The sequence below is a fragment of the Sutcliffiella horikoshii genome, assembly GCF_044809035.1.
In the GTDB taxonomy this organism is placed as follows: domain Bacteria; phylum Bacillota; class Bacilli; order Bacillales; family Bacillaceae_I; genus Sutcliffiella_A; species Sutcliffiella_A horikoshii_G.
In genome coordinates, this window is the sequence record NZ_CP085237.1 from 1,946,670 (window position 1) to 1,971,324 (window position 24,655).

Consider the following 24,655-nt stretch of genomic DNA (forward strand, 5'->3'; position numbering starts at 1 on the left):
AAGGGAGGAGGGAATAGAATGGCGAAGATTGTTCAATTAGATGAAAGTTTAGCCAATAAAATAGCGGCAGGAGAAGTGGTGGAAAGACCTGCCTCCGTTGTAAAGGAATTGGTGGAAAATGCTATTGACGCAAACTCCACCATCATCGAAATTGAGCTTGAGGAAGCGGGTTTGTCTAAAATACGCGTGTTGGACAACGGAGATGGAATAGAGCAGGAAGATTGTTTAACGGCTTTCCAGCGACATGCGACAAGTAAAATTAAGAATGAGAATGATTTGTTCCGTATCCGTACACTAGGTTTCAGAGGAGAGGCCCTTCCGAGTATCGCCTCTGTCTCCCTTTTTGACATTACGACAAGCACAGGGGAAGGACCTGGGACACATTTGAGCTTTAAAGGTGGAGTGCTAGAAACGCAGGAGCTTTCAAGCAGTCGAAAAGGAACAGATATCGTGGTGCAACATTTATTTTTCAACACTCCAGCAAGGTTAAAGTACATGAAAACGATTCACACGGAATTAGGCAATATTTCTGATATGGTGAATCGACTTGCGCTGGCCCATCCTTCTATTTCCTTCCGTCTTAGTCATAATGGGAAAAGGATGCTCGCAACAAATGGTAATGGTGATAGCTTGCATGTGTTAGCTGCAATATACGGGATGAATATAGCCAAGAAAATGATACCCATCCACTTTACATCCTTGGATTTCGAAGTAAAAGGGTATATCGCTTTGCCAGAAGTGACACGGGCTTCTAAAAATTATATTTCTACCATCATCAACGGACGGTATGTAAAGAACTATACCGTGGTCAGAGCCATTCGAGAAGGTTATCATACACTCCTTCCGATTGGAAGATATCCTATTGTTTATTTAGAAGTAGTGATGGATCCACTTTTAGTTGATGTTAATGTCCATCCTGCCAAATTGGAAGTCAGGCTGAGTAAGGAAGATGAACTTTATAGGTTGGTTGCACAGGGGATAAAAGAGGTATTTGGCAAAAAGCAATTAATTCCCTCAAATAGCCCTAAAAAGCAGACAGGCTATATCAATGAAACGAAGCCCACTCAACAAATCTTTACTTTAGAGGAGCATTTTCCTGTTGAACGGCCTGCAATTGCCATAAAAGAGGAACATAGTCTATTCAACCAAAAGGAACAGGAAAGTAACCGTGAAAATGAGACTCAAACTATTCTAGAATCTCAAGGGTTGGACGAAGATGATTTCTTGGATACTGATGGAAACGATGTAGAGGAAGACGTGTACATCAAGCCATCTCCATCGTCAGAAGAGGAAAAGAGAGAGAAGCGTATTCCTACCCTATATCCGATAGGTCAGATGCATGGTACCTACATCGTTGCGCAGAATGAAAATGGACTGTATCTGATTGATCAACATGCAGCACAGGAACGAATAAATTATGAATATTTCTACAAAAAGCTGGGCAGGGAAGAAAGAAATTTACAAGAACTTTTGATTCCTTTGACCATCGAATGTACTTTAGATGAGTATCTGTTCCTGGAAGAGCAAGCGGAAGTTTTCAAAGAAGTAGGTATCATCCTTGAACCTTTTGGCCACCAAACATTCATCGTGAAGGCTCATCCGGTTTGGTTTCCTAAAGGGGAAGAAAGAGAAACTATTGATGAAATGATTCAATTGTGTTTAGAAAAAAGAAAAATAAACCTCTCAGACTTAAGAGAAGAAGCAGCGATCATGATGAGTTGCAAGGCAGCCATAAAAGCCAATCATCATTTAAGACAAGATGAAATAACGGCTCTTTTACACACGCTCAGAGAGGCGGAAAATCCATTTACATGTCCTCATGGCAGACCGATACTGATTCATTTTTCGTCCTATGAATTGGAAAAAATGTTTAAGCGGGTCATGTGAAAATAATAAATTTTTTATCAATTAGATTGAGCTCTATTAAAAGTGGGTATAATGATATCTTGTGATAAAGAATAATTGAGAGAGTGAGTGAGCGTTGGGAGAGAAGCAGAAGGTAATAGTAATAATTGGTCCAACAGCAGTAGGAAAAACGAAAACAAGTGTAGAATTGGCTAAACGGCTAAATGGAGAAATTATCAGCGGAGACTCCATGCAAATCTACAAGACAATGGATATAGGAACGGCCAAAGTGAAGAAGGAAGAGATGCAGGGGATTCCTCACTACCTTATTGATATAAAAGAACCCCAAGAGGCTTATTCGGTTGCGGAATTCCAACAGGATGTCCGGAATAAAATCGACGAAATCACTTCAAGGGGACATATTCCTATCATTGTTGGCGGTACTGGCCTCTATATTCAATCTGTCCTATATGACTATCAATTTTCAGAAAGTGGGAAGGATGAGGAAACCCGTCTTCGACTTGAAGAGAGAAGTCAAGAGATAGGAGTAGAGAAGCTGCACCAAGAGCTCACTGAAATTGATCCGAAAAGTGCTGCCAATATTCATCCCAATAATGTCAGAAGAGTAATCCGCGCATTAGAGATATTCTACACTACCGGCAAAACCATGTCGGAGTATCAGGATACGCAGCAACCTGAACCATTGTACGACATTGCCCTAATCGGTCTCACCATGGATAGAGAAATGTTATATGAAAGAATCAACCTCAGAGTGGACCTTATGATGCAAGAAGGGTTGCTAAAAGAAGTGCAATCTCTATATGACAACGGAATCCGTGATTGCCAGTCCATACAAGCAATCGGCTACAAAGAACTGTATGCTTTCTTTGAGGGTAATGTAACTTTAGAGAAGGCTGTAGATGACTTAAAGCAAAATTCAAGAAGGTATGCCAAAAGACAGCTCACTTGGTTCCGTAATAAAATGAATGTAACTTGGTTTGACATGACAGATGGAGATTTTGAGCAAAAGTTATCACAAATTTTCACGGTTATAGCAGGAAAGCTTCAACTTGAAGCGAATAAGTAAGAAAGATAGAGATAAGAGGAGGACGAAAAGATGAAGCAATCGATTAATATCCAAGATCAAGTTCTTAACCAATTAAGAAAAGATGGAACAAGTGTAACGGTTTTCTTACTGAATGGATTTCAACTTCGCGGATTAATTAAAGGGTTTGATAATTTCACTGTGCTTTTAGAAACAGAAGGGAAGCAACAGTTGATTTATAAGCATGCGATCTCTACCTTTTCTCCATCAAAGAATGTACAAATTGAAACAGAAGCCTAAAACCAGCTATATGCTGGTTTTTTATTTTACATAAAATAAACATATAGCTAGTTAATTATCATATATTTAGTTAATAATTGGAGAAAATCTCTCCATTTGTTTTATTGCGGAAATAAAGAGCAGAAATCGGGAATTATTTCTCGGGAAAGCGCATAATATGACAAGTTTGTCAATAGTTTGGTGAAAATATATGAAACTTGTTGAAGGTAATCGAAAAAGTGCAGAATTAAGGAGAATATGAAATAGGATTTCGTGTACTGCATCAGGATATGTCGGATTTTGGCGCGGAAATGAGGTGGACATTCTTGGATCAACCCATGAAAAACCAGAATGGGAAAATAAATATTGTTTTAAACGGCACGAAGAAGCCGTTAAGAGTAACCCATGTTCAAACACTGGAAGAACCGCTTACTCCTACCAACCATGCAATCTTGCAGGAAATAGAGCGGGAAATGGGGGAATTGGTAGGGTTACAGGAAATGAAAAAAGTGGTCAAGGAAATATATGCTTGGATCTATGTGAACAAAAAGCGGGAAGAATTCGGGTTGAAAACAGAGAGACAAGTGCTTCATATGATGTTCAAAGGGAATCCGGGTACTGGCAAAACGACAGTGGCCAGGTTGATAGGGAAACTGTTTTGCGACATGAATGTTCTTTCTAAAGGTCATCTTATTGAGGCGGAAAGGGCAGATCTTGTCGGGGAATATATAGGTCATACCGCGCAAAAAACCAGAGATCTCGTGAAGAAAGCGTTGGGGGGCATCTTATTTGTGGATGAAGCCTATTCGCTTGCAAGAGGTGGCGAAAAGGATTTCGGCAAGGAGGCCATTGATACCCTTGTGAAGCATATGGAAGATAAGCAACATGATTTTATCTTGATCCTTGCAGGGTATCAGCGTGAGATGGAAGAGTTTTTACGGACGAATCCCGGCCTTATTTCCCGATTTCCCATTATTGTGGATTTTCCTGATTATTCTGTTGAAGAATTGATGGAAATCTGTCAACGAATGCTTAAAGACCGTGAATATGTAATGAGCAAAGAGGCAGAGTGGAAAATGCGAGAGCACCTCAACCAAATGAAAAGTGTGCTGCTTCCTTCTGCATTCAGTAATGGCCGCTATATAAGAAATGTCTTGGAGAAATCTATAAGGACGCAAGCGATGCGCCTTTTAATGTATGACAGCTTTCATAAAAAAGAATTGATGACGATTGAAGCAAGGGACCTTCTTCTAAAATGATACGAAAACGAAAATAGCAGCCAACCGGCTGCTATTCTTGTTTATCCAATACTTTTATTAACTTGTTCCCAATCTTCGTTTATGGCATCAGCGGTTAGTTGGCCGGAAAGGGTTACCATCGGAACTCCGCCACCTGGGTGAGTAGAACCGCCTGTGAAGTATAGATTATCAAGCATTTTGCTTCTGCAAGGAATTTTAAATCCGCCATTCTTTTTACGGTCTGTCACGACGCCGTAAATAGAGCCTCCATTTGCTCCGTATAAGTTCATTAAATCGTTTGGTGTAAAGCAATATTCAAACTCAATGGATGAGGATAACCCTTCTAGACCCATTCTTTCTAATTTAGAAAGAACTTTTTCGCGGTAAATATCTTTATACTCATCCCATGACTCTCCCTCTTTTAACGGTGGGACGTGGGTGAGGACAAATAAGTTATCTTTTCCTTGTGGCGCTTGCGATGTATCTGTTTTGGACGAAACACCAATATAAATGGTTGGATCAAGTGCCGGTTTTCCTTCGTTGAAGATAGTATGAAACTCCTCTTCTGGATCTTCTGAGAAAAAGAAATTATGGTGTGCCAATTCGTCATATTTTCTGTTCACGCCCAGTAGTAGAACAAGTCCCGATACAGTCGGTGCAAACTTTTCTAAATCCTCAGCAGCCTTATTGGCCATCGGGATATCTTTTAACAAAGTTTTATAGGTCGGGATTGCTTCAAGGTTTGAAACAACCAGGTCTGCAGTGATCTCTTCACCATTTTCTAAGATAATCCCGGTCGCTTTTTTTCCATCCGTTGTAATTTTGCGAACGGAGCTATTTAAGCTGTACGTAACACCCATTTCATCCAAGAGGGTCTGCATAGCTTCGGCGATTTTATACATCCCGCCTTTTACATAGTAAATTCCAAGTCCAAGCTGAACATGCGTTAATTGGGACAGGACAGCAGGAGCATGATATGGAGAAGACCCAATATACATGATCATGAAATTGAAGAGCTGTTGCAGATGTTTATCTTCAAAATGCTTTTTTGTGATTTGATCCATGGATTTCATTGGATCCATCCCGATAAGTTCTTTCAGATTGTGCAGTGCCCGAAGTTCACCTAATCCCGATAGGCTCTTTTTGTAAAAACTCTTCATGCTGTACTCATACATTTTGCTACAATAATTCAAATACTCGAAAAAGCCGTTTGCGTCTTTGTCTGAGTATTTTCTAATTTGCTCTAACATTTTAGGAAGGTCACTGGTTACGTCTATTTTTGTTCCGTCCTCAAAGAAGGTTCGCCATTGAGGCTCTACTCTTTCAATGGTAATATAATCATGTAAATTTCTTTTTGCACTAGCAAACAACTGTTCCAACACCCATGGCATTGTCAGGATAGATGGTCCAGTATCAAAAGTAAAACCCTTGCCTGAACGAATGTTTAACTTACCTCCAAGACGCTCTCCTTTTTCAATTACATGTACTTCGTAACCGTCGGCGGACAGTCGGATAGCAGCCGATAGTCCACCAAGGCCACCACCAATTACTACTACTTTCTTTCTCATTCTTATTCCTCCTTATGAAAACTAATAAGTTTGACTAGACTGTCTAGTGGATAGAAGTAAAATTTATGTGTATACAACTTTATATTTTACCCTTTTTTTCTATTTTCAAACTAATTTAGATGTATATGGGAGGAGTTAATAATGACGGCATTATTATTGATTATGACATTATTACTTGGGAGAGTACTGTTTTTTCATATTCCGAGTTTGTCGTTTAAGCAAGAGAAGACTTCTTTACTGAAAAAGGTTTCCGTCATCATCCCTGCCAGAAATGAAGAAGACAATCTTCCAGTCTTATTAAAATCACTGCAGGGGTATCACGGTAAGGTAAAAGAGATTATGGTGGTAGATGACCACTCAACAGACGAAACTGTAAAGGTTGCAAGAATTTATGGAGCCCGTGTTGTCAAATTAGAGAATCTTCCTGCAGGGTGGTTTGGAAAATCCTTTGGGTGTTGGAACGGAGCTTTACGTGCAAGGGGAGAAATATTCTTATTTTTAGATGCGGATACAATTATCTCAGAAAATGGCTTGGAAAATATGCTTACGGCATACAAGGGAGAGGGGGAAGTGCTTTCTGTTCAACCTTATCACAAGATAAAAGAAAAATATGAGAGCTTATCTTCCTTCTTTCATCTAGTGGTGATAGGGTCCCTTGGTGCCTTTCATATTTTGCGAAAATGGCTGCCTGTTAAGGGGGCGTTCGGAGCTTGTCTTATGATTCATCGACAAGATTATTTTAAGTATGGTGGTCATCAAGCGATTCAGGGAGAATTGATGGAGAACATGGCGTTTGGCTTCCAGGTTCAAAAGCATGGGGGAAAAGTTAGATGTTTTAGCGGTATGGGAGCAATTGAAATGAGGATGTACCCAGAAGGTTTTGGTTCACTATGGAATGGTTGGAGCAAAAGCTTTGCAACAGGAGCATCTAGAACAAATATATGGTATTTGATGTTGATTTGTATATGGCTTGGGGGCTTAATGACATTTCTTACAAGCTATCAAACCCTTCCTTTAGAACTATATGTACTCGGATATGTGTTAATCGCTTTGCATCTTAAGAGGACGCTAGCAATTATCGGAAACTTCGGGTGGGGTACCGCATTATTATTTCCTTTTCATCTACTATTCTTTTTTATCTTGTTTGGCTACTCTTGTGTCCAAACCTTTTTCAAAAAGAATGTTACTTGGAAAGGACGAAAAATTGACCTGTGAAATTTGCAAAAAAAAACAGGAGGCAGTTCACCTCCTGAATTAAACAGCACTTTGTAAACTTCGGTTAGGTAATCTCCATTTGTACGTATAGGATAAAACCCGTAAAGAAACGATTCCTACAAATAAAATATAAAGTTCAATCGGGGAACTGGCAATTCCAAATCCGATAATTAAACCAGCGAGGATTGCCCAGGCCGCGTAAATTTCCGCTCTCAATACAAGCGGCCTTCTTCCTGCAAGCAAATCCCTGATAATACCGCCTCCGCTACCAGTTAATACTGCAGCAACAACGACGGCGCTAATCGGGTGATTCATCCCTGAAGCGAACAATGCTCCTTGGATGGCAAAGGCGGCAAGGCCGATTGCATCAAAGAAATTGCCCCACTTCCTCCAGTGCTTTAATAAATTATTAGGAAACAGGAAGACGGTTGTCATAGCCACAAGAGCCACTTGAAACAGCATTCCTTGCTCCCAAAGCGCAGAAATCGGAACCCCGATAAGGAGATTCCGGACGGCTCCCCCGCCAAATGCTGTCACTATTCCCAATATATAAACGCCGAGTATATCATACTCTTCTTCCATCGCGACAATCGCTCCACTAATAGCAAAGGCAATGGTACCGATGATGCTGAAAACTTCCCAAGTCATACAATCTCACTCCATCAAAAAAATGCATAATCATAAAGCCTTCCTGATTTTATATAGAAAAACGCCTGAATGCAATAGTTTTAAAGGATTTAATAGAGAAAAAACGTTTATTTTGATATGATAAAGGCACTTGTTCCATCATTATTTTAGAAAAAGGGGTTACGCATTTGAACGATACGCAAAAGAAAGACAAAGAACGGGTCATTCTGGTAGGCTGTCAGTTGCCAAAAGATGATGATCAAGCATTCTTCTATAGCATGGAAGAATTAATATCGTTAACTAAAACCGCTAATGGTGAAGTACTGGTCTCCCTTACGCAAAAGAGGGAAAGGGTTCACCCTGCTACATATATAGGCAAAGGAAAAATCGAGGAACTAGTCCAACTTGAAGAAGAGTTGGAACCGGATATTATCATTTTTAACGGAGAACTGGCACCAAGCCAAAACAGAAACCTATCGAAAATCTTAAATGCCAGAATCATTGACAGAACACAGTTGATCTTGGACATATTTGCTCAACGTGCCAAATCAAAAGAAGGAAAGCTTCAAGTGGAGTTAGCTCAGCTTCAATACCTCTTGCCGCGCCTTGGAGGAAAGGGAGTCGAACTATCCCGTCTTGGAGGCGGGATCGGAACAAGAGGACCGGGTGAGACCAAATTAGAATCAGACCGCAGACATATTAATAGAAGAATTGTGGATATCAAAACACAGCTGACTTCCATTGTCAGTCACCGTGAGCGGTACAGAGAACGTAGAAAACGGAACCAAGCCTTTCAACTTTCTTTAGTCGGGTATACCAATGCGGGGAAATCAACCATCTTTAATCGCATGACAGAAGCAGGTACCTTTGAGGAAGATCTATTATTCGCAACACTCGATCCGACGACAAGAAAGGTTGTTTTGCCATCTGGCTTTCATGCACTATTGACAGATACGGTAGGATTCATCCAAGACCTGCCGACATCTCTTGTGGCCGCATTCCGTTCCACCCTGGAGGAAGTGACGGAAGCTGATTTGATTCTGCATGTGGTGGACAGCTCAAGTCCCGATCATATCAACCATGAGAAGACAGTGGATAAATTGCTCAAGGAACTCGGTGTGGAAGGTGTTCCTGTCTTAACGATTTATAATAAAAAGGACCAAACAACAGAAGGTTTCACACCTGCTTATAATGAAGAGTTACTTCATATCAGTGCATTAGACACTCGAGACATCTTACAATTGACCACAAAGATAGAATCGCTCATAAAAAAGCAAATGGAAATTTACCAAATTGTCGTTCCTTCCGCAGAAGGAAAATTAATTGCGCAATTAAAACAAGAAACCGTCCTTTCCACTATGGAATTTACGGAAGAGGCAGAAAGCTATAAACTGTCGGGGTATTATTTTAATAACTCCAAATTGGCTTCTGTCATACAGCAGAGAATGAAGAAATAGAGGAGAATTCAAATGTTCCATTTATTACAGCATGGGGAAGTCATTGAACCAATAGTACGTAAAATAGAAGAAAAGCTCCAAGAAGGTTTTCAGCAGGTGGATGCGGGCGTGGAAACAAACCAATTCCGCGTATTAAAAAGTTTTCAGGAGAACCGTGTCAGTGATTCCCATTTCATTCCATCCACAGGGTACGGATATGATGACAATGGCCGCGATACGTTAGAAAAAATCTACGCCGAAGTATTTGGGGGAGAAGCAGGCCTGGTGCGTCCGCAAATCATTTCGGGAACACATGCCATTTCCATCGCCCTGTTTGGGGTGCTGCGACCTGGAGATGAACTACTATACATCACCGGCAAGCCGTACGATACGTTAGAAGAGATTGTGGGAATTCGCGGAAGAGGCGTTGGCTCATTAAAAGAGTACAATATAGGCTATAAAACCATCGATCTTAAAAACAACCGTGGAATTGACTGGGAGGCAGTCAGCAACGCGATAACGCCTTCCACCAAAATGATCGGTATTCAACGTTCAAAAGGGTATGCAACAAGACCTTCTTTTACAATAGAAGAAATTAAAGAGATGATCCGTTTTGTTAAAGAAATCAAACCGGACGTGGTCGTGTTTGTTGATAACTGTTACGGTGAATTTGTAGAGTTTGAGGAACCGTGTCATGTTGGTGCAGATTTGATCGCTGGTTCTTTAATAAAGAATCCTGGTGGCGGCATCGCCAAAACTGGTGGTTATATTGTTGGGAAAAAAGAGTTGGTGGAAGCTTGTTCTTACCGCATGACTTCACCTGGAATCGGCGCGGAAGCTGGCGCCAGCCTCTACAGCCTTCAGGAAATGTATCAAGGTTTCTTCCTTGCACCGCATGTAGTGGGACAGGCCTTGAAAGGCGCCATGTTCACTGCTGCGTTCCTGGAAGAGCTTGGTATGAATACCTCTCCTAGTTGGGATGCACATCGTACAGACTTGATTCAATCCGTACAGTTTGATGATAAGGAAAAAATGATTGCGTTTTGTCAGGCTATTCAATATGCATCTCCCGTCAATTCACATGTCACGCCATATGCCAACTATATGCCTGGTTATGAAGACGACGTCATCATGGCTGCAGGAACCTTTATCCAAGGAGCAAGTATCGAACTTACGGCTGACGGCCCAATCCGTGCGCCTTATGTGGCCTACGTTCAAGGAGGATTGACGTATTCGCATGTAAAGATTGCTGTATGCAGTGCGGTGGATCATTTGATTAGTAAGGGGTTAATGGAATAGTAGGTTTTTTGGATTTGTAATGACCTTTTTAACGTGAAAGAGTTGTAGTGGGGGGCTTTATTGAGGTTGTAAAGACTTCCTTTGGGTGAAAATCCGTAGTGACAGGTCTTTATAGGGGTTCTTAAGACTTCTCCAGGGTGAAACTCGGTAGTGGCAGGTCTTTATAGAGGTTCTCAAGACTTCCTCTGGATGAAAATCCGTATCGGCAGGTCTTTATAGGGGTTCTAATGGACTCCTTCGCAGCGAAAGTCCATAGTAAGAGGCCTTTATAAAATTTTATAATGGCCTCTTTATCGTCTCAAAACACTTTCTTTTCCCCCCGCAGTCAACTAATCCCAACAAATTCCCCAAATCATGTTTTTACATCAATAGAACAGGCTATACATAAAAGGGTACTATTCAAATTACATAACTAATCAAAATCAAAGAAATCCTTTATTATTCCTACGAAACGTAAAAATCTCAAAAATGATGTCAGAAAACCTAACATGTTCTTGACAGATTATCTAACATCGCATAAACTAAGAGTAACTTCATAGGAAATGATGAAAGGAGGATTTGTAGTGAGTGACAATATAAGACGTTCAATGCCGCTATTTCCAATTGGAATTGTCATGCAACTAACGGAATTGTCAGCTCGACAAATCCGATATTATGAAGAAAATGAGCTTGTATTTCCGGCTCGTTCAGAAGGCAATCGCCGACTTTTTTCCTTCAATGACGTGGATACTCTTTTAGAGATCAAAAACCTCATTGAACAAAAAGTGAACATTGCTGGCATCAAACAGTTGATGACAGTCAAGCGACAGCTTAACGAGACTCCTTCAGAAGAAGTGTCCAAAGAAGCTGTTAAGCCTGAATTGTCGGATGACCAATTACGCAAATTATTGCGTGCAGAAATGATGCAGGCTGGAAGATATAATCGAACTAGTCTTCGTCAAGGAGACATGTCCCGATTTTTCCATTAATTTTTTTGAGTTTTTTAGTAATTTTTTATTAAAACTATAATCGTAAAAATCTTGAGGAGGAACTTATTTATGGCTAAGTACACACACGAGGACATTAAACGTATCGTCCAGGAGGAAAATGTAAAATACATCCGTCTTCAATTTACGGATATCCTTGGAACAATCAAGAATGTAGAAATTCCAGTAAGTCAATTGGAGAAAGCATTAGACAACAAGATGATGTTTGACGGATCTTCCATCGAAGGTTTCGTTCGTATTGAAGAATCTGACATGAACTTATACCCTGATCTAGATACATTCGTAGTATTCCCTTGGACTTCTGAAAAAGGTAAAGTTGCACGTTTCATTTGTGACATCTACAACCCAGATGGAACTCCATTTGATGGAGACCCTCGTGCAAACTTAAAGCGTATGTTAAAGGAAATGGAAGACCTAGGATTTTCCGATTTCAACCTTGGACCAGAGCCAGAGTTCTTCCTATTCAAATTAGATGAAAAAGGCGAACCTACTTTAGAATTAAATGATAAAGGTGGATATTTCGACTTAGCTCCAACGGACCTTGGTGAAAACTGCCGCCGTGATATCGTGCTTGAGCTAGAAGAAATGGGCTTTGAAATTGAAGCATCCCACCATGAAGTAGCACCAGGACAGCATGAAATTGATTTCAAATATGCAAGCGCAATTCAAGCTTGTGATGACATCCAAACATTTAAGCTAGTTGTAAAAACTATTGCTCGCAAACACGGATTGCATGCTACATTCATGCCAAAACCATTGTTCGGTGTGAACGGTTCCGGTATGCACTGTAACCTTTCTTTATTCAAGGATGGCGAGAATGCGTTCTACGATGCAAATGGCAACTTGGAATTAAGTGACACTGCAAGACATTTCATTGCAGGTATCATCAAGCACGCTACAGCGTTCACAGCGGTAACAAACCCTACTGTAAACTCTTATAAGCGTCTTGTACCTGGATACGAAGCACCTTGTTATGTGGCATGGTCCGCTCGTAACCGTAGCCCATTAATCCGTATTCCTGCTTCTCGCGGAATCTCCACTCGTGTAGAGGTTCGTAGTGTAGACCCTGCAGCTAACCCGTACCTTGCAATGGCTGTATTGCTAAAAGCTGGACTTGACGGAATCAAAAATAAATTGGAAGCTCCAAAACCAATCGACCGCAACATCTATGTGATGAACAAAGAAGAGCGCGTTGCTGCTGGTATCGCTGATCTTCCTGCAACACTATATGCTGCACTTGAAGAACTAAAATCCAATGAAGTTATCCAAGCTGCTCTAGGTGAGCATTTACTTGAGCACTTCATTGAAGCAAAAGAAATCGAGTGGGATATGTTCCGTACTCAGGTTCACCCATGGGAAAGAGATCAGTATCTGACTCAGTACTAATATCTTTAAAAAATCTTCGCACATTTTCGCTGCGAAGGTTTTTTTATGTTTTGTGATTTTTGTCCTGTCATATTATCCACTTCGCACCAATAAGCTTTAGTAGTAAGTGTACAAGGGAGTGGCTATATGGCAAAAGTGAATCATCCTACCGTAACGGCTGAAATGATTGAAAAGTATTATGAGTGCAATAAACAAAAAAAAGAAATAGAACAACAGATGGAAGAATTAAAGGAACGCTTTCATCTTTATTTTGACAAAAGCTTTGGAGCGGATGAAAAAGCAGAAGTGATTATGGGAGGTTACAAGCTACAAAGACAGGTGAGAAAATCGGAAAAGTACTCCGATGAAACCATTGCAAAGCTTGAGGCTTTAAAAATGACTGAACTGATAAAAACAGTCAAAAAGCCTGATGATGCAAAAATCAAAGCTGCCATCCAACTCAACCTAATTAAGGAAGAGGATCTGGAAGGTTGTTTAGTAACCAATTCTTCATTAGCAATATCGGTTAAGCCGCTTACTCCAAAATAAACAAAAGAGGGGGATTGTGAGATGTCAGAACCAAAACAAATCAGACCCGTGTCAAAAGGTGCTTGGTTCCGAATCCTGTTTCTTGCCTTTGCTCTTGTAAATCAGCTGCTCGTCGTTTATGGGAAATCGCCTCTGCCTATTACAGAAGCGGAGTTAGAGCAATTATTCAGTTTAATTTGGACAGCTGTTGCAGCCATTATTGCATGGTGGAAAGACAATGATTGGACAGAAAAAGCTAGAAGCAGAGAGAAATAAACGGCCTTTGGAACCGAGGTATCCTACCTTGGTTTTTTCTCATTTACTACAGACATTCTATTATGATTGGTGGAGAGTGGGGACGATGAAAATATTACTTTTCGCAGATCCAGGAATAGATGATTCATTAGCGATAATCTATGCATTAATGCACCCAAAGATTGAACTGATGGGGATTGTAACAGGGTATGGAAATGTATCCGTCAATGATGCCACTAGAAATGCAGCTTTTCTTCTTGCTTTGGCAGGTCGGACGGATATCCCTGTGATGAGGGGAACGTCTCAGCCTCTCAGCGGAACGCATACCATTTATTATCCTGAAATCCATGGACCTCAGGGGTTGGGCCCGATTATTCCACCAGAAGATTTTAGAGCAGATGTCAGTCCTTTTGAGATTATGTTCGATATTATCGAAAAGAATATAGAGGACATAGTAATAGTAGACGTTGGCAGGCAAACATCCCTTGCTTTTGCTTATAACCTCCGACCAGAACTCATGGAACAAGTGAAAGAAGTATACCTTATGGGAGGAGCGTTTATGGTTCCCGGGAATGTAACAGATTTGGCGGAAGCGAATTTTTGGGGAGACCCGATTGCCACCAATGTTATTTTGAATCAAGCGAAAAAAGTATATATAACACCGCTCAATGTGACAAATAGAGCAATAGTGACAAGGGATATGGCAACATTTATTTTTAATCACACCAATAGTCCTTATAAATACTTGATACCAGCAGTCACCAATTATTATGCAACATTTTATGATCAAGTGATGCCAGGAATAGATGGTTCCCCAGTGCATGATGTCTTTACCCTCTACTATTTATTAAACAAAGATAAAACGTATACAATCAAAAGAGATGTGAGGATTGCAACCGTTGATGGAAATAAAGGGTTAAGTGTAGCGGATATGAGAATGGTATACAAAGAACCGGAAAAGGAGCATTATATTGCGCTGGATTTTGATTATAATGATTTTATAGCTGATTTTATACGGGTTAACATTGGTGAAGTGAACGGAACAGTATAAAAAAAGAAAAAAGCCGGTGAACGGCTTTTTTTAGTGAATATTACGGTACACGCCAATCACTTTTCCTAGAATGCTCACATTGCGAACGATAATGGGTTCTAATGTAGAGTTTTCAGGTTGTAATCGGATATAGTCTTTTTCTTTAAAGAAACGTTTGACGGTAGCTTCATCGTCTTCGGTCATGGCGACAACGATGTCTCCGTTGTTGGCAGACTGCTGTTGACGAACGATGACATAGTCCCCATCAAGGATCCCCGCTTCAATCATACTGTCCCCCATGACCTCGAGCATGAAGACTTGCTCGTCTGGCGCGACATAGCGGTCAGGAAGCGGAAAGTAATCTTCCACATTCTCGATGGCTGTAATTGGCTGCCCTGCGGTAACTTTACCGATAATTGGGACGTTGACTGCGGAGATTTTTGGTACCAATTCGTCTTCCATTATTTCAATGGCTCTCGGTTTAGTGGGGTCTCGGCGTATGAGACCTTTGCTTTCGAGCCGCGCTAGATGACCATGTACAGTGGAACTGGAAGCAAGTCCAACCGCTTCCCCGATTTCACGAACGGAAGGTGGATATCCTTTTGCTTGAACTTCTTTTTTTATGTAATCCAATATGTCCTGTTGTCTTTTTGATAGTTTCATATGCCGCACCTCTATCATTAATAGTACTGATAGTATAGCATGTTTTAGGGTGAAATACAAACATAAGTTCGAATTATTGACAAGAATATATGTTCGCTTGATAATAATAGTTTAATAGAATGTTGGAGGAAATCATATATGAAGGGAATTATTTATTGCCGTGTAAGTACCAAAAAGGACACACAAGAAACATCGCTTTCCCGTCAAAAGGAAGAGTTAATTTCATTAGCGGCAAATCGAGGTATTGATATTATTCAAGTAGTGGAGGAGCAGGCTAGCGGGTACGATTTGGACCGTGAAGGGGTTTTTCAAATAATTGAGCTTATTTCAAGTGAGCATATTGATGTCCTGCTTATTCAAGATGAAACAAGACTTGGAAGAGGGAACGCCAAAATTGCTTTTTTGCATTGGTTGAGAAAGCATGAAATAAAGATATTTTCTATTACGGATAATGGGGAATTGAGGTTATCCGATTCTGATTCGATGGTCATGGATATTGTGGCAATTGTTGAGGAATACCAAAGAAAGCTGCATAACTTGAAAATCAAAAGAGGGATGCAACGTGCGGTGAAGCGCGGATATGATCCCACAAAAAACCTTTCCAATCTACATATGAGTCCCGGACGAGAGAAGATTGATGTCCCGATTGAGGAAATTGTAAGGCTTAGAAAAAACAAACTTACTTTTCATGATATCGCTGCCACATTAAGAGGACTTGGGTATGACGTGTCCAAGGCGACGGTAAACAGAAGGTATCGGGAGTATATGGAGGAGAACGACACCGGTTTGCTTGTAAAAAAAGAACCTCTCTAGTAAGATAAAAGCATATCTTCACAAGGAAGAAAGAAGGAGTTTTCTATGCTATCAAAAGAAAAAATTGCAAGAATCAATGCACTATCCAAAAAGGCGAAAAGCGAAGGTCTTACGCAGGATGAAACTGTTGAGCAACAAAAGCTTCGCCAGGAATATATCAAAACATTCCGTGCTTCCATGGATAATACCCTTCAGGGGGTAACAATCGTGGATCCGGAAGGAAATGATGTTACGCCTGAGAAATTAAAAGAAACAAAAAAGAATTTAAAGCATTAATCGCTTTTTTTCAGAACATTGGAACATACTATTTATGATAAAATAGAATTTTTCCATGAAAAAATAAGTTAAAGAGAGAAAGGGTGGATAAGATGACACAACATATAGATCAACTTTCCATTAACACAATTCGTACTTTATCTATCGATGCAATTGAAAAAGCCAACTCTGGTCACCCAGGTATGCCAATGGGTGCTGCACCAATGGGTTATTCTTTATGGACAAGGTTCATGAACCACAACCCAAAGAACCCAAACTGGTTCAATAGAGACCGCTTTGTACTTTCAGCAGGTCACGGTTCCATGTTACTTTATAGCCTTTTACATTTAGGCGGATATGATGTATCCATGAATGACTTGAAAGAATTCCGTCAATGGGGTAGCAAAACTCCAGGACACCCTGAATTTGGACACACTCCTGGTGTTGACGCAACAACTGGCCCTCTAGGACAAGGTATCGCAATGGGTGTTGGTATGGCAATGGCAGAACGCCATTTGGCTGCAACCTACAATAAAGAAGGTATGGAACTTGTGAATCACTTTACATACAGTATTTGCGGTGATGGAGACCTGATGGAGGGTGTTTCCGGAGAAGCTGCTTCTCTTGCTTCCCACTTGAAATTGGGACGTTTTATCGTACTTTACGATTCTAATGATATTTCACTTGATGGTGATCTAGATCGTTCCTTCTCTGAAAGCATTGAAACGCGTTTCAAAGGATACGGCTGGCAATATATCCGTGTGGAAGATGGAAACAATTTAGAGGAAATCGCGGCAGCAGTGGAAGAAGCACACGGTGACCTTTCCCGTCCAACCATGATCGAAGTAAAAACTACCATTGGTTACGGTTCACCAAACCGTGCAGGTAAGTCAGATGTTCATGGTGCGCCACTAGGCTCAGACGAATTGAAACTAACAAAAGAAGCATACAAGTGGACTTTTGAGAAAGATTTCCATGTTCCTGAAGAAGTTTATACTCATTTCCGTGAAACAGTTGCAGACAAAGGTGCAAAAGTGGAAGCAGAATGGAATGAGATGTTTGATGCTTACAAAACAAAATACCCAGAGCTTGGAAAACAGCTTGAATCTGCAATGAAAGGCGAACTTCCTGAAGGATGGGATTCTGAAATTCCTGTCTATGAAGAAGGGAAAAGCTTGGCTTCCCGTGCCTCTTCCGGTGAAGTACTTAACGCTATTGCCAAACAAGTACCTTACTTCTTTGGTGGATCTGCTGACTTGGCTGGTTCTAACAAAACAAATATTAAAAATGAAGCAGACTTTACAGCGGAAGACTACAGTGGCCGCAATATCTGGTTTGGCGTTCGTGAATTTGCAATGGGTGCTGCCATGAACGGTATGGCGCTTCACGGAGGGTTAAGAGTCTACGGTGGAACGTTCTTTGTATTCTCTGACTACTTGCGTCCTGCGATTCGATTAGCAGCGCTTCAACAGCTACCAGTAACATATGTGTTCACACATGACTCTATTGCAGTAGGGGAAGATGGCCCGACTCATGAGCCGATTGAACAACTACCTTCACTACGCGCAATGCCTAACCTTTCTGTTATCCGTCCTGCAGATGGTAACGAGACGGCTGCAGCATGGAAAGTGGCTTTAGAATCTGAAAAGACACCAACTGCTCTTGTATTGACTCGTCAAAACCTACCAACGATTAAAGGAACGGATGAGACTGCACTGGAGGGTGTTCGTAAGGGTGCTTATGTTATTTCCAAAGCTGGAAAAGATACAGCAGATGCACTTATCCTTGCAACTGGTTCTGAAGTAGGACTTGCTATAGAAGCGCAACAAGCATTACAGCAAGACGGCATTCACGTATCTGTAATCAGCATGCCTTCATGGGATCGCTTTGAGCTACAATCACAGGAATACAAAAATTCTGTTCTGCCTAAAGATGTAAAAAAACGTCTTGGAATCGAAATGGCTACTCCACTTGGATGGGAGCGCTATACTGGAGATGAAGGAGATATCCTTGCAATCAACGGATTTGGCGCATCAGCACCTGGAGAGCGCATTATGAAGGAATATGGTTTCACGACTGAAAATGTAGTCGCTCGAGTGAAAGCATTATTAGATAAATAAACACTCTAAATGTAAGTGAGCATTGCCGATTTTATAGGCAATGCTCATTTTTTTTCGAATTCGACATTTATTGCTAAAAATAGCCCCTTGCCAACTACACTATAAGACAAAACTCTTCTCTTTCATTCTCTATAATAAAAGAAAAGAAGTGATAGGAGGGTTTCGTTTGCGCCAATATATGATTTATTTGATAGAGGAAGAAGTAGCAAAACATTACTCTGGTAATGAGTTGAAACTATTTCAGCTTTTTCAGCAATACGAACAAGAGGAACCACTTCGTTCCATCATCAAACGGCAAGTGGATTATGTTACGCTCCCAGTTCCGACCTTCCCGCTTCAGCAATCATTAGAACAAACCTTAAAGAATAAGGAAGGTTACAAACGAGTGGCCTATCAGTATAAAATAGAGAAGGAACATTCCACCGCAAAGCTATCTATTTTCGAAAAGTACCTAAAGCTTTCTTCGACGGGATCATTTGAAGCAGAGGCAATCTTCTTTGAAATTATACGTAAACAAGCACCATACTTTCTTGCAGTAGACGCCAGCTCAAATCGATATGGCTGGCTGCAACCAATCAAACAAAGAAAATTTGTTTAATAGGTGAGAAATGTATCGGAAAATGTTGTATAATAGGTTTTAGTTTAGTACACTACATTGGTAGACCTAGTTTTGAGGAGGAAATTTTTTAATGGAAACATGGATTTGGATTCTTATTGTAGTTCTAGCATTGATTGCTGGGGTTGCACTAGGATTTTTCATCGCCCGTAAGTACATGATGACTTACCTAAAGAAAAATCCACCAATTAATGAGCAAATGCTTCGCGTGATGATGATGCAAATGGGAATGAAACCATCCCAAAAGAAAATTAATCAGATGATGTCTGCGATGAATAAGCAAATGAAATAAATGAAAAAGCACTCACATACGGGTGCTTTTTCTTTTTGCCAAAAAACGCTATAAAAAGTATCTTTCTAAAAATTTGAATATTTGCTAAACTGTTATAGTTGAACATAGATATATAAATCGGGGGAAAGTCCATGAGTATTTTTAAAGACCTTTGGTGGTTTTTTAAACAGGAACGAAAGTCATACATACCTGGGGTGCTTCTCCTTGCTCTTGTTGCATTCCTAGAATTAATTCCGCCAAGAATTGTCGGAATGACAGTCGATCACATTGTCGATGGTACCCTTACGAGGGAAATTATTCTCCAACTTATGCTGATACTCTTAGGAACAGCAGTAATAGTTTACATCTTAAGATATCTATGGAGAATCATGATTTTCGGCCCGGCAGTAAGACTTGCCAGGTTATTACGCAATAATTTATACGAGCATTTTACAAAAATGTCGGCAAGCTTTTATCAACGCAGACGTGTTGGGGATTTGATGGCCCACTCGACAAATGACCTGCAAGCCATTCAACAGACTGCAGGCGCAGGAGTATTAACTCTTGTCGATTCTTTGATGACCGGGGGATTTGTACTCATTGCCATGGCAGCAACAATCAGTTGGAAATTGACGCTGATTTGTCTGATTCCACTGCCAATCATGGCGATAGCAACCAACTACTATGGTACGCTGCTTCACAGAACGTTCCATAAAGCACAGGCTGCCTTTTCATCCCTCAATGACAAAGTGCAAGAAAGTGTAAATGGAATAAAAGTGGTCAAAACCTTTGGACAGGAAAAAGAAGAAATAGAGGAATTTGAAAAACAGGCAGAAGATGTAGTGAAAAAGAACGTTACGGTTGCAAAAATAGATGCCCTTTTTGACCCTACTATCGGGCTGATCATCGGTATTTCCTTTTTTCTTGCCATCGCTTTTGGCTCTAGGTATGTCATGACAGGAGAATTAACCATCGGGGAACTTATCGCATTCACCACTTATTTGGGGCTGTTGATTTGGCCGATGCTGGCATTTGGATGGCTTTTCAACATTGTCGAACGAGGTAGAGCTTCATATGACCGGGTTTCTGCACTAATGAAAGAGGAAGTAGACATACAGGATATGCAAGGGGCTATTGAAACGGTACCAACAGGTGATATTGAATACAATGTGCAGACCTTTACATACCCCACAGAGAATGAAGCCCTTTTAAAAGATATTCATCTTCTGTTAAAACAAGGGCAGACGCTTGGGGTTGTGGGAAAGACAGGTAGTGGAAAAACAACATTACTGAAGATGCTGATCAGAGAATTTGATGGCATTCAAGGAGATATCTCCATTGGTTCCAAATCAATAAAGCAATACTCCTTAGAAGCACTGCGAAAAGCGATTGGCTATGTGCCACAGGACCATTTCCTTTTTTCTGCAACCATAGCTGATAACATTGCCTTTGCTGTGCCGGATGCAACATTTGAAGAGATTATTCAAGCAGCGAAACTCGCAAACATCCATGAGGATATCATCCAATTTACGGACGGCTACCAAACGATGGTGGGGGAGCGCGGGGTTTCTTTATCTGGTGGACAGAAGCAAAGATTATCCATCGCAAGAGCGCTCTTAATGAATCCAGAACTATTAATACTGGATGACTCCCTTTCCGCAGTGGATGCCAAAACAGAGGAGAGCATTTTGCATGCTTTAAAAGAAAACCGTCATGGAAAGACAACCATCATAACTTCGCATCGCCTAAGTGCCATTCAGCACGCACAAATAATTATCGTTTTAGAAAATGGGCACATTGTGCAGAAGGGTACCCACCGGGAGTTGATGGATATGGATGGATGGTATAGAGAAATGTATCACCGTCAGGCATTAGAGTCCCTTGTGGAGCATGGGGGGTAGAAGATGAACAATAAGACCATTACAGCAAAAGAGCAAAGACAGGTATTAAAGAGATTATTGGGATACGCAAAACCGCATACCAAACAATTTATATTTGCGTTTAGCCTACTCGTTCTTGCAACGGTAGGGGAAATAGTTGGACCGTTGATCATCAAGGTGTTCATTGATGATTACTTAACACCGCAAGTGATGGAAACCGGTCCGATCGTGACACTGGCTTCTTTATATATAGGAATCTTACTCGCAAAAGTAATTATAACGTACTTTCAGCTTTTAAAATTCCAGGAGATTTCGTTGAAAATAATCCAAGAGCTTCGGATCGACATTTTTGCAAAGGTTCAAAACCTAGGATTGAAATTTTTTGATAAGACGCCCGGAGGCAGTATTGTATCAAGAGTCACCAATGATACAGAGGCCATTAAGGACATGTTTGTAAGTGTTATCTCGACATTCGTCCAAAATGGAGTGTTCTTAATTGGTATCTTTATAGCGATGTTCCTGCTTAATGTTCAACTAGCTATTTTTTGTTTGCTTATCATTCCGATCATTTTCGCCATCATGGCAACATACCGTCATTTCAGTTCTAGATTTTATGCAGATATGAGGGAACGGCTCAGTCAGTTGAATGCCAAGCTGAATGAATCATTACAAGGGATGTCCATCATTCAAGTATTTCGCCAAGAGAAAAGACTGAGAAAAGAATTTGCAGAAATTAACGAAGCGCACTATCAGGCGGGTGTGAAGAATATTAAGCTTGACGGGCTCTTGCTGCGACCTGCCATCGATTTTGTCTATGTCCTGTCGCTGATACTCGTACTAAGCTATTTTGGGATATCTTCCATTGGCAATGTAATAGAGATAGGTGTGCTTTATGCATTTGTTAATTACCTAGGGAGATTTTTTGAGCCCGTGAATCAAATGATGATGAGACTTTCTATGTACCAGCAGGCAATCGTCTCCGCTTCAAGGGTCTTTCATTTGCTTGATGAAAAGGATTTAGCACCGACAGCGGAAAAGTCGCTAAGCTCACCGTCCATAGTATCTGGTGAAATAGAATTTAAAAACGTCACCTTTTCCTATGACGGGAAGAGAGATGTATTAAAGGATATATCTTTTACAGCAAAACCTGGTGAAACAGTAGCACTTGTGGGCCACACCGGAAGCGGGAAAAGTTCCATTATCAATCTTTTAATGAGATTTTACCAGATTGAAAAAGGAGAAGTGCTTATTGATGGGTTTCCTCTGAAGTATTTCGAAGATCAGGAGCTTCGAAAAAATATGGGGCTAGTGTTGCAAGATCCATTTCTTTTCTATGGGACAATCAATCATAATATTCGCTTGCATGACCCATCCATCACATATCAAGAGATAAAAGCAGCGGCTGAATTCGTTCAGGCAGACTCATTTATTAAGAAATTGCCTGATAAATATGAGCAGCTGGTTGTGGAAAGAGGGGCAACATTCTCCAGTGGGCAGCGGCAGCTGGTTGCATTCGCCCGTACCATTGCAACCAAACCAAAGATTCTCGTTCTTGATGAGGCAACGGCAAACATAGATACAGAAACAGAGGAAGCCATCCAAACCGCTCTTGAAAAAATGAGAAAAGGACGAACGACAATCGCTATTGCCCATCGTCTTTCAACTATCCAAGATGCAGACCAGATCCTAGTCCTCCATCAAGGAGAAATCGTAGAAAGAGGCACGCATCAAGAATTATTAAATATCGAAGGGCTATACCATAAAATGTATCTTCTCCAAAATGGAAAACCAGACAAGGTGGAAAATGCAGTAATCAATCCATAAGAAAATTAGTAGATTAAATGGCAGACTAATTCATAATGATAATTAGTCTGTTTCTTTTTTAAAACTTTAAGTATTCCGCTAATAAGAAAATGAACATGGCTTGAATTTTGTAGTATTTTTGGTGAGAGTGGAGTATTATTGCAAACGGGACATTTAATTGAATAAGACTGGGAATCTTCAGGAGTTAATTTGCGAATATGAGATAAGGTATATTATATTTGTTGAATAGATTCTCTTTAAAAACAAGAAAAGTAGGTGAACAAAGTGGGGAAATATCAATTGGATACCAAAGGTAAGGTAGCTGTGACAAAGTTTCATGAAAAACAGACACCCGCTAAATTTGATAAAAAGCAGCAACTTGAAAAAATACGTGCGGAGTATTTGAAAAAGAAGCAAAAACAAACAGATAAATAATATGAATGAAAACATAGGAAGATTAAATCTCCCTATGTTTTTCTTATTCGAAGTTCTTTTTTTAATTGATATAGAAAATTGGAGGCTCACTATGGCAGTAATTTTTGTTACAGGGTTATCTGGAGTAGGGACCTCAAGTGCATTAGTTTCGAAAAAGTAATCAGGTAGTAGAATAATATATTGTAGGAATTTATAGATTATGAAATAATTGGTATCAAGCATTTTCCGTAATTTCTTATATGCTATGGGGGACTTATGAAAACTCACTATTATTTAGGTTGGTTTAACAATTTTATACCTGAGAGATTGGGCAGGGTGTTACAAGAGGATATTATTGATAGAAAATCGATTGTTATGATTAGCTCGAATCCATCTATTTATGAAGATGATGGTGCTATTGAGCGATCGTGGCTGGACCGCGCGGGCATTGAATTTGAGGAATATCATTTAGTTAATTATAGGCTACAGAAGGAAGATGCCCAAACATTAATTAAAAGTGCTTCAGTCATTTTCTTACTGGGTGGAAATACGCTTAAACAAAATGATTTTTTGATGGAATATGAATTGTCGGATTTGATTAAAAAGCAGAGCCGTTGTGATGGGGGCAAGCGCTGGTTCAATCAATATGTCCGCTAAATGGATTTGCTCGAAAAACCTTGGATATAAAGTTGACACAAGCTCTATTTAAATGGAATTGGCCTTGACGATTTTTCCGTCCTTTCTCATTATGATCTTGAAAATAATACTGCGCAGGTGCTAAGCGAATTATCTCCCTTATCGCAAGAAATGAATATATATGCGTCAAACAAAGATTGCGCTGTACGTGTAAAGGGAGATGAAATCGACATTTTTGGTAATGTATATTTAATTTCCAACTCAAGGATTAAGAAATTGAATGTAACCCTCTAGGGGAAGTTAATGGTTTTTTAAAACTTCATTTTGCAAATTTTTATACTCCATTATAGAGGTGTGATAGTTGGTGGGGCTTTGTTATACGGTTTTTTGTACCTTCGGCATTAATTTTTTAAATTTATATGTTTAAAAGGTGAGGATCCTGTGACATGGATTAGCGCGAATTTAACG

The 24,655-nt window shown here is 40.2% G+C and carries 23 protein-coding genes and 1 pseudogene; 21 read left to right on the plus strand and 3 right to left on the minus strand.

Features of this window, described 5'->3' with window-relative positions:
* Nucleotides 1–18: 18 nt before the first annotated feature.
* From mutL to spoVK, 4 genes are all read left to right on the plus strand, one after another.
* Nucleotides 19–1,887: a DNA mismatch repair endonuclease MutL gene (gene mutL, locus LG307_RS10105; protein WP_404450135.1), complete on the plus strand. Its 1,869-nt coding sequence runs from the start codon at nt 19–21 to the stop codon at nt 1,885–1,887.
* Nucleotides 1,888–1,981: 94 nt separating this feature from the next.
* On the plus strand, nt 1,982–2,932 hold the full coding sequence (gene miaA, locus LG307_RS10110; protein ID WP_404450136.1) for a tRNA (adenosine(37)-N6)-dimethylallyltransferase MiaA: 951 nt from the start codon (nt 1,982–1,984) through the stop codon (nt 2,930–2,932).
* Nucleotides 2,933–2,962: 30 nt separating this feature from the next.
* Nucleotides 2,963–3,190, plus strand: coding sequence for an RNA chaperone Hfq (gene hfq, locus LG307_RS10115; protein WP_010193436.1), 228 nt, complete (start codon nt 2,963–2,965; stop codon nt 3,188–3,190).
* Between the two features lie 305 nt (nt 3,191–3,495).
* Entirely contained in the window at nt 3,496–4,428 is a 933-nt protein-coding gene (gene spoVK, locus LG307_RS10120) for a stage V sporulation protein K (protein WP_404450137.1), read from the plus strand.
* Between the two features lie 41 nt (nt 4,429–4,469).
* Here the strand turns inward: spoVK and LG307_RS10125 are convergent, their stop codons facing one another.
* The gene (locus tag LG307_RS10125; protein ID WP_404450138.1) at nt 4,470–5,975 is read right to left on the minus strand and encodes a phytoene desaturase family protein; all 1,506 of its coding nucleotides are present in this window, start codon (nt 5,973–5,975) and stop codon (nt 4,470–4,472) included.
* Nucleotides 5,976–6,116: 141 nt separating this feature from the next.
* Between LG307_RS10125 and LG307_RS10130 the strand changes: the two genes are divergently transcribed.
* On the plus strand, nt 6,117–7,190 hold the full coding sequence (locus tag LG307_RS10130; RefSeq protein ID WP_404450139.1) for a glycosyltransferase: 1,074 nt from the start codon (nt 6,117–6,119) through the stop codon (nt 7,188–7,190).
* Between the two features lie 39 nt (nt 7,191–7,229).
* On the opposite strand, the gene LG307_RS10135 is transcribed toward LG307_RS10130, so the two are convergent.
* Nucleotides 7,230–7,838, minus strand: coding sequence for a trimeric intracellular cation channel family protein (locus LG307_RS10135; protein WP_404450140.1), 609 nt, complete (start codon nt 7,836–7,838; stop codon nt 7,230–7,232).
* 167 nt (nt 7,839–8,005) lie between these two features.
* Between LG307_RS10135 and hflX the strand changes: the two genes are divergently transcribed.
* The 7 genes from hflX to LG307_RS10170 all read left to right on the plus strand — a co-directional run bounded on the left by hflX (nt 8,006) and on the right by LG307_RS10170 (nt 14,737).
* Nucleotides 8,006–9,274, plus strand: a complete 1,269-nt coding sequence (hflX, locus tag LG307_RS10140) for a GTPase HflX (protein ID WP_404450141.1) — start codon at nt 8,006–8,008, stop codon at nt 9,272–9,274.
* A gap of 12 nt (nt 9,275–9,286) precedes the next feature.
* Nucleotides 9,287–10,552, plus strand: a complete 1,266-nt coding sequence (locus LG307_RS10145) for an aminotransferase class I/II-fold pyridoxal phosphate-dependent enzyme (protein WP_404450142.1) — start codon at nt 9,287–9,289, stop codon at nt 10,550–10,552.
* 563 nt (nt 10,553–11,115) lie between these two features.
* On the plus strand, nt 11,116–11,520 hold the full coding sequence (locus tag LG307_RS10150) for a MerR family transcriptional regulator (protein WP_404450143.1): 405 nt from the start codon (nt 11,116–11,118) through the stop codon (nt 11,518–11,520).
* A gap of 69 nt (nt 11,521–11,589) precedes the next feature.
* A complete protein-coding gene (gene glnA, locus LG307_RS10155) occupies nt 11,590–12,924 on the plus strand; it encodes a type I glutamate--ammonia ligase (protein ID WP_404450144.1) in 1,335 nt (444 codons plus the stop codon).
* A 126-nt stretch (nt 12,925–13,050) separates the two neighbouring features.
* Nucleotides 13,051–13,452, plus strand: a complete 402-nt coding sequence (locus LG307_RS10160; protein WP_404450145.1) for a hypothetical protein — start codon at nt 13,051–13,053, stop codon at nt 13,450–13,452.
* 21 nt (nt 13,453–13,473) lie between these two features.
* The gene (locus tag LG307_RS10165) at nt 13,474–13,707 is read left to right on the plus strand and encodes a phage holin (protein ID WP_404450146.1); all 234 of its coding nucleotides are present in this window, start codon (nt 13,474–13,476) and stop codon (nt 13,705–13,707) included.
* Nucleotides 13,670–14,737 carry a nucleoside hydrolase gene (locus LG307_RS10170; RefSeq protein ID WP_404450147.1) on the plus strand — a complete coding sequence of 356 codons (1,068 nt, stop codon included), beginning with the start codon at nt 13,670–13,672 and terminating at the stop codon, nt 14,735–14,737. Before LG307_RS10165 ends, LG307_RS10170 begins: the two co-directional genes overlap by 38 nt.
* A 30-nt stretch (nt 14,738–14,767) precedes the next feature.
* On the opposite strand, the gene lexA is transcribed toward LG307_RS10170, so the two are convergent.
* Complete coding sequence (lexA, locus tag LG307_RS10175) at nt 14,768–15,379, minus strand: transcriptional repressor LexA (protein ID WP_404450148.1); 612 nt, start codon at nt 15,377–15,379, stop codon at nt 14,768–14,770.
* 138 nt (nt 15,380–15,517) lie between these two features.
* On the opposite strand from lexA, the gene LG307_RS10180 reads away from it, so the two are divergent.
* The 9 genes and pseudogenes from LG307_RS10180 (at nt 15,518) to LG307_RS10220 (ending at nt 24,481) form a co-directional block, all read left to right on the plus strand.
* Nucleotides 15,518–16,192 (plus strand): recombinase family protein, encoded by a 675-nt coding sequence (locus LG307_RS10180; RefSeq protein ID WP_404450149.1) that lies wholly within the window; start codon nt 15,518–15,520, stop codon nt 16,190–16,192.
* Nucleotides 16,193–16,237: 45 nt separating this feature from the next.
* Nucleotides 16,238–16,468, plus strand: coding sequence for a DUF896 domain-containing protein (locus tag LG307_RS10185; protein ID WP_404450150.1), 231 nt, complete (start codon nt 16,238–16,240; stop codon nt 16,466–16,468).
* A gap of 92 nt (nt 16,469–16,560) precedes the next feature.
* Nucleotides 16,561–18,567 (plus strand): transketolase, encoded by a 2,007-nt coding sequence (gene tkt / locus LG307_RS10190; protein ID WP_404450151.1) that lies wholly within the window; start codon nt 16,561–16,563, stop codon nt 18,565–18,567.
* Between the two features lie 166 nt (nt 18,568–18,733).
* Nucleotides 18,734–19,165, plus strand: coding sequence for a sporulation inhibitor of replication protein SirA (sirA, locus tag LG307_RS10195; protein WP_404450152.1), 432 nt, complete (start codon nt 18,734–18,736; stop codon nt 19,163–19,165).
* Between the two features lie 91 nt (nt 19,166–19,256).
* The gene (locus LG307_RS10200) at nt 19,257–19,475 is read left to right on the plus strand and encodes a YneF family protein (protein WP_010193468.1); all 219 of its coding nucleotides are present in this window, start codon (nt 19,257–19,259) and stop codon (nt 19,473–19,475) included.
* A gap of 131 nt (nt 19,476–19,606) precedes the next feature.
* On the plus strand, nt 19,607–21,355 hold the full coding sequence (locus LG307_RS10205; protein ID WP_404450153.1) for an ABC transporter transmembrane domain-containing protein: 1,749 nt from the start codon (nt 19,607–19,609) through the stop codon (nt 21,353–21,355).
* Between the two features lie 3 nt (nt 21,356–21,358).
* Nucleotides 21,359–23,158: an ABC transporter ATP-binding protein gene (locus LG307_RS10210; RefSeq protein ID WP_404450154.1), complete on the plus strand. Its 1,800-nt coding sequence runs from the start codon at nt 21,359–21,361 to the stop codon at nt 23,156–23,158.
* A 264-nt stretch (nt 23,159–23,422) separates the two neighbouring features.
* Nucleotides 23,423–23,572 carry a hypothetical protein gene (locus LG307_RS10215; RefSeq protein ID WP_088090641.1) on the plus strand — a complete coding sequence of 50 codons (150 nt, stop codon included), beginning with the start codon at nt 23,423–23,425 and terminating at the stop codon, nt 23,570–23,572.
* A 255-nt stretch (nt 23,573–23,827) separates the two neighbouring features.
* Nucleotides 23,828–24,481: pseudogene (locus LG307_RS10220) on the plus strand (Type 1 glutamine amidotransferase-like domain-containing protein).
* The last annotated feature ends 174 nt before the right edge of the window (nt 24,482–24,655 follow it).

Excerpts from the sequence above, each read along its gene's own strand:
- LG307_RS10130 (WP_404450139.1), top strand. The coding sequence starts at position 6,117 with ATGACGGCATTATTATTGATTATGACATTATTACTTGGGAGAGTACTG.
- LG307_RS10210 (WP_404450154.1), top strand. The coding sequence starts at position 21,359 with ATGAACAATAAGACCATTACAGCAAAAGAGCAAAGACAGGTATTAAAG.
- LG307_RS10125 (WP_404450138.1), bottom strand. The coding sequence starts at position 5,975 with ATGAGAAAGAAAGTAGTAGTAATTGGTGGTGGCCTTGGTGGACTATCG.
- mutL (WP_404450135.1), top strand. The coding sequence starts at position 19 with ATGGCGAAGATTGTTCAATTAGATGAAAGTTTAGCCAATAAAATAGCG.
- LG307_RS10135 (WP_404450140.1), bottom strand. The coding sequence starts at position 7,838 with ATGACTTGGGAAGTTTTCAGCATCATCGGTACCATTGCCTTTGCTATT.
- LG307_RS10160 (WP_404450145.1), top strand. The coding sequence starts at position 13,051 with ATGGCAAAAGTGAATCATCCTACCGTAACGGCTGAAATGATTGAAAAG.
- LG307_RS10170 (WP_404450147.1), top strand. The coding sequence starts at position 13,670 with ATGATTGGACAGAAAAAGCTAGAAGCAGAGAGAAATAAACGGCCTTTG.
- hfq (WP_010193436.1), top strand. The coding sequence starts at position 2,963 with ATGAAGCAATCGATTAATATCCAAGATCAAGTTCTTAACCAATTAAGA.
- LG307_RS10185 (WP_404450150.1), top strand. The coding sequence starts at position 16,238 with ATGCTATCAAAAGAAAAAATTGCAAGAATCAATGCACTATCCAAAAAG.
- glnA (WP_404450144.1), top strand. The coding sequence starts at position 11,590 with ATGGCTAAGTACACACACGAGGACATTAAACGTATCGTCCAGGAGGAA.
- LG307_RS10145 (WP_404450142.1), top strand. The coding sequence starts at position 9,287 with ATGTTCCATTTATTACAGCATGGGGAAGTCATTGAACCAATAGTACGT.
- lexA (WP_404450148.1), bottom strand. The coding sequence starts at position 15,379 with ATGAAACTATCAAAAAGACAACAGGACATATTGGATTACATAAAAAAA.
- tkt (WP_404450151.1), top strand. The coding sequence starts at position 16,561 with ATGACACAACATATAGATCAACTTTCCATTAACACAATTCGTACTTTA.
- LG307_RS10180 (WP_404450149.1), top strand. The coding sequence starts at position 15,518 with ATGAAGGGAATTATTTATTGCCGTGTAAGTACCAAAAAGGACACACAA.
- LG307_RS10205 (WP_404450153.1), top strand. The coding sequence starts at position 19,607 with ATGAGTATTTTTAAAGACCTTTGGTGGTTTTTTAAACAGGAACGAAAG.
- LG307_RS10165 (WP_404450146.1), top strand. The coding sequence starts at position 13,474 with ATGTCAGAACCAAAACAAATCAGACCCGTGTCAAAAGGTGCTTGGTTC.
- LG307_RS10200 (WP_010193468.1), top strand. The coding sequence starts at position 19,257 with ATGGAAACATGGATTTGGATTCTTATTGTAGTTCTAGCATTGATTGCT.